13 protein-coding genes are annotated in these 13,609 nt (G+C 42.2%); 7 read left to right on the forward strand and 6 right to left on the reverse strand.

From position 1 onward, the window contains the following. Positions 1-748 precede the first annotated feature (748 nt). Positions 749-1,720: a solanesyl diphosphate synthase gene (gene sds / locus ACSQ6I_RS22030; RefSeq protein ID WP_438892403.1), complete on the forward strand. Its 972-nt coding sequence runs from the start codon at positions 749-751 to the stop codon at positions 1,718-1,720. 63 nt (positions 1,721-1,783) lie between these two features. On the opposite strand, the gene ACSQ6I_RS22035 is transcribed toward sds, so the two are convergent. Next, on the reverse strand, positions 1,784-2,260 hold the full coding sequence (locus ACSQ6I_RS22035) for a hypothetical protein (protein WP_438892404.1): 477 nt from the start codon (positions 2,258-2,260) through the stop codon (positions 1,784-1,786). A 169-nt stretch (positions 2,261-2,429) separates the two neighbouring features. Between ACSQ6I_RS22035 and hetZ the strand changes: the two genes are divergently transcribed. The 5 genes from hetZ (at position 2,430) to gmk (ending at position 8,912) form a co-directional block, all read left to right on the forward strand. After that, positions 2,430-3,620, forward strand: coding sequence for a heterocyst differentiation protein HetZ (gene hetZ, locus ACSQ6I_RS22040; protein ID WP_438892405.1), 1,191 nt, complete (start codon positions 2,430-2,432; stop codon positions 3,618-3,620). A gap of 150 nt (positions 3,621-3,770) precedes the next feature. After that, complete coding sequence (locus tag ACSQ6I_RS22045) at positions 3,771-4,616, forward strand: PatU (RefSeq protein ID WP_438892406.1); 846 nt, start codon at positions 3,771-3,773, stop codon at positions 4,614-4,616. Between the two features lie 279 nt (positions 4,617-4,895). Next, positions 4,896-7,223 carry a transglutaminase TgpA family protein gene (locus ACSQ6I_RS22050; protein WP_438892407.1) on the forward strand — a complete coding sequence of 776 codons (2,328 nt, stop codon included), beginning with the start codon at positions 4,896-4,898 and terminating at the stop codon, positions 7,221-7,223. A 254-nt stretch (positions 7,224-7,477) separates the two neighbouring features. After that, on the forward strand, positions 7,478-7,744 hold the full coding sequence (gene remA / locus ACSQ6I_RS22055) for an extracellular matrix/biofilm regulator RemA (protein WP_012410221.1): 267 nt from the start codon (positions 7,478-7,480) through the stop codon (positions 7,742-7,744). A gap of 556 nt (positions 7,745-8,300) precedes the next feature. After that, positions 8,301-8,912, forward strand: a complete 612-nt coding sequence (gene gmk, locus ACSQ6I_RS22060; RefSeq protein WP_438892489.1) for a guanylate kinase — start codon at positions 8,301-8,303, stop codon at positions 8,910-8,912. A gap of 83 nt (positions 8,913-8,995) precedes the next feature. Here gmk and ACSQ6I_RS22065 read toward each other — a convergent pair whose 3' ends face one another. From ACSQ6I_RS22065 to ACSQ6I_RS22075, 3 genes are all read right to left on the reverse strand, one after another. Continuing rightward, a complete protein-coding gene (locus ACSQ6I_RS22065; RefSeq protein ID WP_438892408.1) occupies positions 8,996-9,517 on the reverse strand; it encodes a photosystem I reaction center protein subunit XI in 522 nt (173 codons plus the stop codon). A gap of 116 nt (positions 9,518-9,633) precedes the next feature. Further along, entirely contained in the window at positions 9,634-9,780 is a 147-nt protein-coding gene (gene psaJ / locus ACSQ6I_RS22070; protein WP_438892409.1) for a photosystem I reaction center subunit IX, read from the reverse strand. Between the two features lie 40 nt (positions 9,781-9,820). Then, positions 9,821-10,315, reverse strand: coding sequence for a Photosystem I reaction center subunit III (locus tag ACSQ6I_RS22075; protein ID WP_438892410.1), 495 nt, complete (start codon positions 10,313-10,315; stop codon positions 9,821-9,823). A gap of 247 nt (positions 10,316-10,562) precedes the next feature. Here ACSQ6I_RS22075 and tsaD point away from each other — a divergent pair, with 247 nt between their 5' ends. Beyond that, complete coding sequence (tsaD, locus tag ACSQ6I_RS22080) at positions 10,563-11,603, forward strand: tRNA (adenosine(37)-N6)-threonylcarbamoyltransferase complex transferase subunit TsaD (RefSeq protein ID WP_438892411.1); 1,041 nt, start codon at positions 10,563-10,565, stop codon at positions 11,601-11,603. A 73-nt stretch (positions 11,604-11,676) separates the two neighbouring features. Here the strand turns inward: tsaD and ACSQ6I_RS22085 are convergent, their stop codons facing one another. Next, a complete protein-coding gene (locus ACSQ6I_RS22085) occupies positions 11,677-12,597 on the reverse strand; it encodes an alpha/beta fold hydrolase (RefSeq protein WP_438892412.1) in 921 nt (306 codons plus the stop codon). Between the two features lie 127 nt (positions 12,598-12,724). Continuing rightward, positions 12,725-13,444 carry a hypothetical protein gene (locus ACSQ6I_RS22090; RefSeq protein ID WP_015212803.1) on the reverse strand — a complete coding sequence of 240 codons (720 nt, stop codon included), beginning with the start codon at positions 13,442-13,444 and terminating at the stop codon, positions 12,725-12,727. Between the last annotated feature and the right edge of the window lie 165 nt (positions 13,445-13,609).

Consider the following 13,609-nt stretch of genomic DNA (forward strand, 5'->3'; position numbering starts at 1 on the left):
AATTTATTATTTAATTTATTTTTTCGCAGACCACACATCCGACAGCAGTTAAATTGCTCAATAGCAACTTAAAACTGCACTCCTCAGCAGTCTACCCAGTCTGCGTTATTTACCCTCACACCAATCGAGTAAGAGCTACACTTATGCTCAACCTTAGCTGAAAAGGTGTAGTGGCTTCCCTAACAGAAAGCACATAATCTAACCCAAAAGGTCTGCTGATCGCACAGCAAACAATTAGGAATCATTCCCTTCATTCTGTCGGCGACCTGTTATTTTAGACTCACAACTCGAATGAGTAAAATCACCTAATGATGATTTACTTTTTTTGGGAGTGAATATCTCAAAGATTTAAAATTCCTATACATTAGCGTAACACAACAGATATGCATTTTCAGCTAACTTCCAGACTAAATTTCAAATTTTCTCAAAGTTGACACACAATTTTTAGATCACCCAGTCTCACCCGGAAAGAAGTAATGTGTAATTAGTTAATCAGTGAAGGAAAAACCAATTGATTGATGTTCAGATCATGGACAGGCTTCTAAATGACTGCCAATAATAAATTTTTTTCTTGCCAATAGAAATTTATGTAATACAAGTAATTCAAGATAGCATTAGCTTTTTCAGGGTTTTTACGATGAATTGAGGATGGGATTCCCTGAGGAAAACTTTGCGCTGGCACTGGGTTATCTTAAAATGAGTAAAGGATATGTAAACTTTCGTAACCTAAGTCAGAGTCCACCCATCCATGACCCCAGCCACCTCCCTGTTCACCCCTGTGGAAGCAGACCTGCGAATACTAGCAGATAACCTCACACAGCTAGTTGGAAATCGCCACCCCATACTCTATGCAGCAGCCGAACATTTGTTTGGAGCCGGGGGAAAGCGTATCAGACCAGCAATCGTGCTGCTAATATCACGGGCAACCATGCTAAAACAAGATATTACGCCCCGTCATCGTCGCCTAGCAGAGATTACGGAAATGATCCACACAGCCAGCTTGGTACACGATGATGTAGTGGATGAGTCCGACGTACGCCGTGGTGTACCTACTGTTCATAGTTTGTTTGGTAATCGCATTGCTGTACTAGCAGGAGATTTTCTCTTTGCTCAGTCGTCTTGGTATTTAGCAAATCTGGATAACTTGGATGTAGTCAAACTGCTTTCAGAAGTGATCATGGATTTTGCATCTGGGGAGATCCAACAAGGGTTAAATCATTTTGACACTAATCTTGCTACGGAAACTTACCTGAAAAAGAGCTATTACAAAACAGCCTCATTAATTGCCAACAGTTCTAAAGCGGCTGGATTACTTAGCGAAGTTTCCCCAGAGAGAGCCGAAAATTTGTATAACTACGGTAAGCATATTGGTCTGGCATTCCAAATAGTAGATGATATTCTAGATTTCACTAGTTCTACAGATACTTTAGGTAAACCAGCCGGATCGGATCTCAAAAGCGGTAATCTAACTGCACCAGTATTATTTGCCTTAGAGGAACAACCTTATCTAGAAGCGTTGATTGAAAGAGAGTTTGCCCAAGAGGGAGATTTAGAGCAGGCACTAGGGCTGATTTCAGATAGCCAAGGCATACAGAGAGCTAGAGAATTAGCTGCTCATCATGCTAAGGTGGCGGCTGAACATATTGCTACTCTAGAACCCTCAGATTCACTGCAAGCATTAATTAATATGACTGATTATGTACTGAGTCGGCCCTATTAGAGAATTTTGGATTTTGGATTTTAGGTTCAATCGCAAATCCAAAATCTAAAATCTAAAATTGATTCAAGCAATATCAGGAGGCACTTGCTGACTGGGTCTGTGTTGTTGCAAGTTTTGCTGAATTAGGTTTTGCAGTTCAGTTCGCTGCACTTCAATCGCATCGCTGGTTGTGCCAGGAGTCTCAAAAAAAACTATACTATCTACTGGTGCTAATGCCACCAGTTGAAACAAAATATGAATTACTGGAACGGCTTTAGCTACTGCTTGAGGGTCAAGCCCAGCAGATGAGAACAGAGAAACATCCTGTAATCTAGGAAAGGCGTAAACTACGTGCTTTTCTAATTCTGGATTTGCCCTGTTCCTCAATGTAGTTAAAATCCAGCTTGACTGCAAATTTTGGAGAATATAGTACTGGGGGTAGCGTAACTTTTGGGCGATCGCACTCAGCACAGGGGCAATTGTGGCTACAAGTTTTGGTGTCACACCATCCTGAGGTGCATTCTTAATTAATAATTGAATTTGTACTTCTAGATCCGTCATGACTTGTAAATAGCTCCTGAGTAATGTCCAAAATATTAAAGCAGGAAACAGTGAACAGGGAACAGTTACAACTGACCACTGATAGCTTATACGCAAAATATATCAAGCTAACACCCACAGCCCTACAGGTTGTGTTTAAGTATGTTAGGGTCTTTTTAAAATTCAGACTATGAATTCAGCCGCAACTGCAACTACTCAGGGAGAGAATTCTATCGGCGTGGAGGTTATATTTCAATTCCTATTGAAGGAGCTACAGCAGTCAACCAAGGCTTCTGAAAAGAATTGCCACAATGTGGCATTGCGAATTGCTGGTGAAGTCCTGCGAATTTGTAATGAAAGTAAACGCATCCAAGCTTCCGGTGAAATAGAAAGTGCCGCCATGACCTTAGCCCGACATCGGCTGCAACAGTGTCTCAGGTACTATCAATTGGGTTCTAATCGGGGCAGGGTAGAACTACACAGTACTCTAAGTGCAATCATCTATCGCTATATTAATCCTCCTCAAAAGCAATTAAGCTATCAAGGGCGGCTGACTATCATAGAAGATTTTCTCCAGAGTTTTTATCTGGAGGCATTGAATGCTTTCCGCAGGGAGAATCAACAAGAACCGACCTACCGCCCCCAAACCTTACTAGAATTGTCCGAATATATGGCATTTACCGAGCGCTATGGTAAACGCCGGATTCCTTTACCAGGAAGACAACAACAGCTAATTATCCTGCGAGCGCAAACTTTCTCACAACAGCAACCGCCAGAAACTAGTATAGACATAGAAAAAGCTGCTGAAGGTGGTAGTGGTGAATCGGATGGATTTTGGGAAGATCCAGCCATACAACAGTTGAGATCAGCAATGGCGATGCAACCTGAACCTGAACCTGAAGAAGACACCCTGCGGTCTGTTGTGATTACCGAATTAATGAATTATCTCGAACAACGACAACAATCAGACTGTGCTGATTACTTCTCCCTCCGGCTTCAGGATTTATCCGCGCCGGAAATTGAGTCGATTTTGGGTTTAACCTCACGTCAGCGAGACTATTTACAGCAACGTTTTAAGTATCATTTAATTCGGTTTGCACTCTTGCATCGTTGGGAATTGGTTCATGAATGGTTGGAAGCTTCTTTACCTACTAATTTAGGCTTGACCCCCCACCAATGGCAAGTCTACACAGCGCAGTTAGATGATCAAGAAATGTCATTACTAGAGTTGAAGCAACAAAGTCAATCTGATGAAACAATTGCCAAAACTTTAGGATTGTCAATGGCACAACTACAAAAACGGTGGTTTAAAATTTTGGAACAAGCTTGGGAAATTCGTAACTCATTAGTGTCCGGATCTAGTGCATCTACCCATGAATAGTGACTCACAACCCTTACAATCCGAGTAACTCAATTGGTTTTTGGCAGATAATGTCAAACCGGCGAGCATCCCTCGGTAGATTGTGAGAAAATTGATGGGTTAGAAGACCCTCTCAAGGAAGCCACTACATTATAAAGTGGTGAGCCAGAGTTGGGAGGAAAACCCCAAACCTTTCAACTAGGAGAAATTCCTACTGTGCAAGAACGTTTTCAAGCCGTCCTTAAGCGTCGGTTACAAGTCGAAATCCAAGACCACCCACCTTTGTTCCCTTGGGAAAGCCAATTAATAGATTATCCAGAATTTGTCGAAGAGCCGTCGATTGCCTTAGTTCCTGCCTGGGGGTGGTTGGCACAGCAATCGAAACTCAATCTGCCAGTTACTTTACCAGACAAAATTTTCCAACAATTGATGGAAAAGTGTCAGTTATTACTGACATCTTCTCTACCCTTAGGTCCTAAATTGGTTCAGGCGGTAGAGAGCTTTTTTCCTGAAGATTACCAGTTAATAAATGATTTAGCTGGGTTGGTACTCAGAAGCGCCTATCGTTCCGTAGATGCTCTGGAAACAATACCCAATATTCAGAGGGATTACTCAGATTTACAACCACGTCAGCAAATGGCGTTGTCGTTAATGGCAGCTAAACAACTGCTAGAAAATCTGACTCTGCCAATTTCATTCACCAATCCGGTGATAGAAAAACAATGGCAAACTACGGCTGGGACTCTAAGTATCAGAGTAGAATTACAGTTGTTGGGTAAGCTAACTAAGTTACGTATTCATAGTGAGTTACCTACTCAAGGAGTTTTGAAGCTGCGAATGAATGGTACTCAAGGTTACGCTTCTGGTACACCAGAGGTAGTTGCACAATCTTCGGTTTTAGCTAAACCGAGTGTTGAATTATACTGTGAGCGTACTAACCAGAATTATACTCTGGAAGTTAAATGCCCAGAACTAGAACAACAGCCATTGTTATTGGCAATTAATCTCACGCTGTAATTCAAATTACCGATCTATCACTCTCAGTTGATTAACGCTGATAAAAAGATGATTATCCTGGTTTTCAAATTTACTCCTCTTTGCAAAAACACTAATTAAGGCATCTATTAGGAAGTAACTATGAGCAGGACACTTGCAAAAAATGCGTAGATTCCCCTAGATGCTTGAAGGGAGTCTATGGCTAGGATAGGGTTGGGCTAAGATAGAAGACAAGGTAATCAGTTTTTTGCCCTAGTATTGTGTCCGTAGCGTCTACATCATAGTTCTACTTACCTAAAAATGTTAAATTTCTCCAGGATAAATCGGTTTTTTCGCGTACCTGTAGGTGATGACTGGCCGCAAGCTAGACAGCGGTCATCTTTAGCAGAAGTGGAAGATTCAATCCTTTTACGGTTTCTAGTGTTAGGGTTGGTAATTTTAGGAACTGTGGCGACGGATATTGCATCTGAGACTACCTTTAGTCTTTGGGCAGTGCCTCTGAGTATAGTGGGTACAATTTGGAGTTACTACCGTCGTCGCAATGCTAATATTCCAGTCAAGTTTTGTATTGCCATAGGAATGTTAGTGGCTTTGGGTGCTTTTTTTGGCCGATTCCTGGGTGATTGGAATGATACACGACTGAGTTTGGCACAGTTACTAATTGAGCTTCAGGTGCTGCACAGCTATGATACGCCCCGGCGTAAGGACTTGGGGTATTCAATTGTGATCGGTTTAATACTATTAGGTGTAGCTGCAACATTAAGTCAAACTATGGGGTTTGCACCTGTGCTGCTGTTATTTTTAGGACTGGCTCTACCGACTTTAGTTTTAGACTATCGATCGCGCTTGGGTTTAAAACCAACAAAAAAAGAGAAGTTTACCAAAAAGAATACTGCTAGTTCCAATTTAAAAGTTTTAATTGTCAATTTTTTAGTAATTTTGGGGATAGGACTAGGCATTTTCGCTATTTTGCCCCGATTTCCTGGTTATCAACTACGTTCTTTTCCTGTCAGTGCGCCGATTGAATTAAAGGGCAATTTTACAGGACGCAGTATTATTAACCCTGGCTATGTCCGTGAAGGTAATGGTGGTAATGGGAATGGCACTGGACAGGGAAGCAGTGGTGAAGCAGGTAAGGTAGATAATAATTTTTATTACGGTTTTAATAGCGAGATGAACCAAAACCTGCGGGGGGAGATGAAACCCAAGGTAGTGATGCGGGTAAGATCCCAAGCAGAAGGCTTTTGGAGAGTTCTAGCTTTTGACCGTTATACAGGTAAGGGATGGAAAATTTCTCGTAATGATCAAGTTACTACTTTGAGGAGATCATCTTGGAATTACAGAATTTTTGTTGATCTCCCACTAATGAGAACTCCAACAAAAGAAGTAGTACAAACTTATAATGTGGTGTCAGATTTGCCTAATCTGATACCTTCTTTGTCTTATCCCAAAGAAATCTACTTTCCTGGGCCTGTAATCGCGGTTGATCCAGAAGGAGGTTTGCGATCGCCTGTACAATTATCAGAAGGGATGACTTATACGGTAGTTTCGGAAGTTCCCTACCGCGATCGCACTTTGTTAGGTAAAGCTACAAATAAATACTCAACAGACATTAAAAATCATTACCTGCAAATCCCGCCAGAAATTTCTGAAAAAGTCCGCAAACAAACCGAAGAAATTCTGGCTAACTATAATCGCCAACGGGTTTCCCGAACAGAAGATACTAGAACCCTCAATTCAGCTTACGAAAAGACTCTTTACCTAGCTCAGTATCTCAAACAAAATTATTCTATTCCTGAAAACCCTTTAGGATTACCTTATTTAGATGAAAAAGATGATTTGGTAGAATCCTTTTTGTTTAAAAATCAAGGAGGCTATCCAGACCACTTTGCTACCGTGTTAACTATGATGCTGCGTTCGATTGGTATTCCAGCAAGGTTAGTAGCGGGGTTTGCACCAGGAGAATTTAATCCATTTACGGGGATGTATATTGTCCGTAACACCGATGCTTACTCCATGACAGAAGTTTATTTTCCTCAATATGGATGGTTCGCTTTTGATCCAATTCCCAATCATCCTTTAATTCCTCCTTCCATTGAAGAAGATCAGACTTTTAGCGTGTTGCGTCAGTTTTGGAGTTGGGTAGCTGGTTGGCTACCTTCACCGGTGACAGGGTTGCTAAATAATGTATTTGGGACAATGTTTAGCTGGTTCTTGAGAGCGATCGCTTGGTTTTTAGCTTTATTTTCTCAAGGTTGGTTAGGTGTATTAACTGGCTTAATTGTCGGGACAACTACAGCCTTCCTTGGTTGGTTGAGTTGGGTACAATGGCGAAAATGGCTCAACCGTAGTTGGTTAAAGAAATTACCCCCAATGGAAAGCCTGTATCAACAAATGCTGCAATGGACAGCCGAAAAAGGTTTAGGTAAACATCCAGCACAGACACCTTTGGAATACGCCCAAGTTTCATATCAACAACATCCCAGAGAAACTGCTCAGGTGATAGATGAAATTTGCCAAGCTTATGTGAGTTGGCGTTATGGAGGTCATATTCCTAATTGGAAGCAATTACAGCAACGGTGGCAAACAATAAAAAAAGCGGCAATAACTCAAACACGCAAACAATAATATATATCGGTTGAGGGGAGAGAAGGAAATTTAACTCTCCTCATTTCCGCCTAATAGGTTGTTTGATTATAATTTTTCCTATATCTTTAGAAAGATTTTTAGTAAATTTAGTTGATAAATAGCTAAAAAAAAGCAGTTGTTATTAAAAAACTCAATTTAGCTAGACTTTAGGCGTTGTAACTACGATTCTTTAGATATAACATGGGAATAAGTTTATCACAAGCTTTTTCTAGCGCCTTTAGCGTCAGTTTTTTATGGAAATTCAGTTAATCAACATCGGTTTTGGCAACATCGTATCCGCCAATCGAGTAGTTGCCATTGTCAGTCCAGAATCTGCTCCAATTAAGCGCATCATTACCGATGCTAGGGATAGAGGACAACTGATTGATGCCACCTATGGTCGTCGGACTAGGGCTGTAATTATCACTGATTCCAGCCACGTAATTTTATCGGCGATTCAGCCGGAGACAGTAGCAAATCGCTTTGTCATTTCCCGTGATCATCAGACTGTAGATAATTAGTTAGAGGTGGGGCTGTCAACCCCCCCTATTTGCACCATATCGGCATTAGGATATGAATTAGATAGGTGTTCTGTCACCATTGCTACAAATTCTTTAGTTACAGCTTGCTCTGGCAACTAACACGTAAACAATGCGAGAGATTGGTAGCCCCGTCTTTTGAAAGCGGGGTGGAAAATCGACTCGCGCGGATTTATCCGCAATCAAAAATGGTAAACTATCTGTAGCAAGTAGGAATAACCATCTACGTGATGAAACATCCTAGTAAGGTGAAATCCCTGCAACGTAGACCCGACTATTGATTAGCACGACTAAACGAGCAAGTAATGGCAGGATGTTGAGCGTACCTTATTGGCATAGTAATGGACGTAGGATCGCAAAATAATTAGTGAAAGTAAGCGCAATGACAGCATCTTTTGATAGTTGTTTTGAGCGTCTAGGGGGATGTTTGACTATCCCTTTTGAGCAAGTCTTAAAGAATCTGCCTCTCTTTAGAGGGCAGAGGGTGAAAAGACTAATGAATAATGTCTATTGATGAATTAATTCACAAGTTGAACGGATAATGCAAGTTTTACCCATCCCTAGTGGTGCTACTACGAAAGAATGCCCGTCTCTGGGTAAGCTGATTGTTTTGACAGGTCCTAGTGGAGTCGGCAAAGGTACTTTAATGCGATCGCTTCTCCAGCGTCATCCAGAACTGTATTATTCAGTATCTGTAACGACTCGTTCCCCCCGACCAGGAGAAACCAACGGCGAAAACTATTACTTTATCTCCCGCAACGATTTTGAACAATTAGTTGCTCAAGGGGAATTCTTGGAATGGGCAGAATTTGCTGGTAACTATTACGGTACACCCCGTGCAGCTGTGCTTGACCACATTCAGTCTGGTAAGTTGGTGGTGCTAGAAATTGAACTAGAAGGAGCTAGACAAATTCGGGCTTCTTTCCCTAGCGCCCACAGCATTTTTATTTTGCCGCCGTCATTTTCAGAATTGGAGAAACGGATACGCGGACGAGGACAAGATTCTCAAGAAGCGATCGCTCGTCGTCTCCACCGCGCCGAAGAAGAAATCAAAGCCGCAAATGAATTTGATACTCAAATCGTGAATGACGATTTTGACACTGCTGTCAATCAAATTGAAACGGTTGTATTTGAACAAATAACGATTTAACAACACACTTATTCTGGTAATAGGTAATAGGTAATAGCAATAAATCAATCACAACTACCCATTACCCATTACCTGAAATCAAATTAACCCACTAGACCTTGAATGAGTCCCAAATTACCAGTCAAAAAGTAAGCAACTACTGCACCACCAATACCACCAATTAAGAAAGCACTGGCAAAGTTATTCCAGCTTTCTTTGGAGTTAAAAGCATCTACTGGAGGATTGGGAACAGTAACGCTGGCAAGTGCTTTGTCAGGATTACTATTGGCATATAGGGATAGACAGGCTGTGAGAATTACAACCAAGCCAATACTACCCAGCAACCCAGCTAAATTAGCATTAGGTGCATCCCGCAGTGGACCCAATTTAGCAAATGGTCCAAATAACAAATAACCATGCGCCATACCGACTTCTAGACCCCTTCTAGAAGGATTTAGACCAGGGCGATAAGCGGGCAAGTTATTAATAAACCACTTGACCAACGGAGAAGAATTAATTGGGGTTTCTAGATTTCCATCCTGTGGATCACGTCCAGCAGGTCTAACTGTCTCCCGATTTCTGGGGTCACTGGGAAGATTCTTGGATCTATCTACTGCTTGCGCCATATTTTTATGTTGCCTCTAAATTCAGAATGGTGGCATTTATTTTCAGTAGTAGGGGCGAATTGCAATTCGCCCTTACTTATCAGTCTGTTAACCGATATAAATCTCGGTTTTTCACCCTATGGTAGAGGATGGAAAAGTAAGTCCGGGAAAAAGCGGTTAAATTCGATCAAAATGCCTGCTGTGATTGTCAGCCAGATGGTAGCTGCCACAGGTGCTGTAGAAATAAACTTCATCAAATAGGATGATTCGCTTTTGTCAGCCATGAATTTAGTCTCCAAAAACAGGTGAATGAGTTCAGATGAATTAGCGTGGAGAAACAGTAATTTCTGAATCTTTCGCTGTTAATTCGCCTGAGAGAAGTTCTTTAATTGCTGCTGCTGGCCAAGCAAACCCAGTGGTAATAATGGGGAGTGCTATACCCAAATCGATTTGGATTTCTTTTTGTTCAGCATCCGAACCCTTTTTGATCGCTTGTAGATAAGCGCGACCAACCCAACCAATCCAACCAGCAATATAGAGGAAGAGAATGCTGGGGATTAAAAAGTCACCAGCGCGGTCTAGGCGACCATCTACAATCAGGTGAGGATAACCTTCTGGTCCACACAGCGCCTGAGAATAACGCTCAAACCGCTTTTTGCCTGATTCAGGGTCAGCAGTGGTGTTACGGGCATTTTGTGCTAGTGCTTGAAATGCGGGAGAGTCTTTACAGGGTACAAGGTTAGCGCCTAAAGCTTGAGCTTGAGGAGCAAAATTGAACCAAAGACCAATCGCTAAAATCAAAGCAAACAATCGTCGCATGGAGTTGTTTCCTTTTATTACAAAACAAGAAGTTCTTTGTACAAAACGAAGCGGCTTGTACAGTGTTTTAATTTGCATAACTAGCAAGTCATCATACTCTTGGGCGGGAACCGAGTAAAGTTTAAGTAAATAAAAGTTAAAGCTTCTCAACCAAAAGTAAGAATTGGGGACTGGGAACTGGGAAAAATTCATCACAATCACCAATCTCTATGCCAACCGTTTTAGCAATCACCAATCACTAATCCCTATGTCAACCGTTTTAGCAATCGAAACCAGTTGTGATGAGACTGCCGTCGCAATTGTTAACAATCGTCATGTTTACAGCAGTGTCATAGCCTCTCAAATTCCCATTCATCAGCAGTATGGTGGGGTAGTGCCAGAGGTCGCATCGCGGCAGCACTTAGAAATTGTTAATCAAGCTATAGCGCAGGCTATGGATGAAAGTCATATAGAGTGGGGGCAAATTGATGGAATTGCGGCTACCTGTGCGCCAGGACTCGTAGGAGCGCTGTTAGTGGGGTTAACAGCTGCTAAGACCTTAGCGATGGTACATCAAAAACCATTTTTGGGTGTTCATCACCTCGAAGGTCATATCTATGCGACTTACTTGAGCGAGTCAACTTTAGACCCCCCATTTCTTAGCTTACTTGTTTCAGGCGGACATACAAGCTTGATTTATGTGAAAGATTGTGGTAATTACGAAACTGTGGGAGAAACCCGTGATGATGCTGCCGGTGAAGCCTTTGATAAAGTGGCGCGGCTGTTAAAGCTGGGTTATCCGGGTGGGCCAATAATTGACAAGCTGGCACAAGAGGGGAACCCCCAAGCCTTTGCCCTACCAGAAGGAAAAATTTCTCTACCAGGTGGGGGTTATCATCCCTATGATAGTAGTTTTAGTGGATTAAAGACAGCGGTATTGCGCGTAGTACAGCAGTTAGAGAAAGACGGTGAGCAAGTACCTTTAGCAGATGTAGCGGCCAGCTTTCAGGAAACTATAGCGCGATCGCTGACCAAAAGAGCGATCGCTTGCGCCCGTGACTATGGTCTAGATACGATTGCCGTCGGTGGTGGCGTAGCAGCCAACAGTGGACTCAGAAAGCACTTACAAGCAGCTGTGACCCAGCATAATCTACAAAGAGTCCTCTTCCCACCATTAAAATTCTGTACTGATAACGCCGCCATGATTGGCTGTGCCGCATCTGATCATCTCTCCCGTGGACACACATCCCCCCTCACATTGGGCGTTCATTCTCGGCTACCCCTGACGCAGGTAATGCAGTTGTATTAACAACCTATTGGTCATTGGTGAGTACCGAGTACCGAGTAGCGAGTGGTTGACTCTTGTTCCTACTCATTACTCACTACTCATCGCTTTGTACTAAACTTGCCCCCAGCCTAATGACCAACGACCGGATATGATCAGCAACTGCCTCTGGCTGCTCTAACATCCCCAGATGTCCACAATCAGGAATTTCCAGAAAATTATCACCAACATATTGGAAAAGCCGATGAAAACTTGCTAAATGACGTACATACTTAGGTTCCATCACCTTATCGTCAGCACCAGCTAAAAAATAAACTGGCTGCTTTAGTTGTGACACTAACTGAGGTAAGCGGTTAACTTCTTCCTCCGTAGTAGAATCTAAAAGTGTCCCCAGTGCAGCTTCTGGATCAGCAACAACGAAATCAATTACCCTTTGACGCGCCCAATAGCGATCCAAAGGGCGTGCTACACTTGCTCTACTGAACAACAAATCAATCAAAGGCAATTGGAACAGCCAACGTGGGCGAACTTGCAAAAACTTCTGACCTGCCAAGCGAAACTGCTCAAATGCTTCTTTCAGATAAATACCACCACCGGCATTAATACAAATAACTCCTTTAACACAATCAGGTAATTGAGCAGCAGTCCACAGGGCAATAGTGCCTCCCAAAGAATGACCAATTAGCCAAACACTAGAAATATTTAAGTGTTCCAGGAGTATGACTAAATCCTGAGCATAGGCAGAAGGAGAATATAGAGAATCAGCAGGATCTTTAGCATTGAGCTTTAAAACAGTTTCTGCTTGCTGCAAATCAAATTTAGCCTGAGACTGGGATTCACCAAAACCTCGCAAATCATAAGACAAGCACTGGAAATCAACTGATAGGCGAGAAATCACAGGTTGCCAGTATCCACGGCTATTGAGCCAACCGTGGATAAATACTAAAGCATGAGGGCAAGACGTAGGAGCCGTTAGCTCATATGCGTGTGGAACGCCTAAGATTTCTATTGTTGCCATACGTATATCGTACCCCTAAGAGCGGGTGCGACTAAATACGGAGAAAGACAAATTCAAAATCCCCTGTGAGAAGTCGCTGTGCGTCTACAAAATTCAAACAAAATTCAAAATTCAAAATTTGTTATACTCATCGACCTAGTAACCTTTGTCGCACTCCTTCAGCAATCTTATTACCCAAATACTCAGGAATCAGGCTTTCATTTGGCCCCAACAAATAGAGTATCAACCGTGTCCGTCCGCGCCAAACCAACAAATTGGCATTGACTACGAGCAGGTCTTCCTGCCAAATGCCATACATGACTTTATAAAATAATCCTGGTTGATTATCAGCTTCAATGACTAAGGCTGGGAGATGAAAAACTGGATCTACATAGAACTCGGTTTGTACCTGCTCTAAACCAGCATTAAGGTTAAACTCCACCGCTAACATCTCTTCTACCTCAAACCGATTACCCAAAGCCTCACGAATGGCACGACAAACATTTTCTGCGGTTTTTTCGGTCAGGGCTTTGCTGCCACGAGACACCAACAGCTTAATAAACACTAACATTGGTGGTCGGATCTGACCATATAGGCTCAATCCATGAATAGTCAAACCATAAGCTGCCAGCACACCAAAAATATCGCTGAGGAGAAAAGACTGATTGCGGTATGCAAAGTGCAGCGCACTTTTGCTACCTTCAGGTTTCATCTCTATAACTGCTCGTCTGGTTTTATATAGACGGTAAGCCAGTCGTAAATTTTGCAGTTGAATCTCACTACTAACAAATTGCTCATAAAATTGGGGAAACGCTCGGTTAAAGCGCTTTAGGAGTTCCAGTGTCGAAGATTTTAAACCAGAAGTCATTGTTGGTGGTAAGACTTGCTTGCTTTGTTAAAAATAAAGCTAAAAACTACGTTATCTACTACTTTGTTCTCATATCTTTCTGTTTGAGGACTTAATCATAGACTTTAGTTAATGGCGAGAAATGTGTTGGAAGTTTGATATCATACCAGCTGCAAACGAACAATA

The sequence above is a fragment of the Anabaena sp. WFMT genome, assembly GCF_051781005.1.
Taxonomy (GTDB): Bacteria; Cyanobacteriota; Cyanobacteriia; order Cyanobacteriales; family Nostocaceae; genus Anabaena.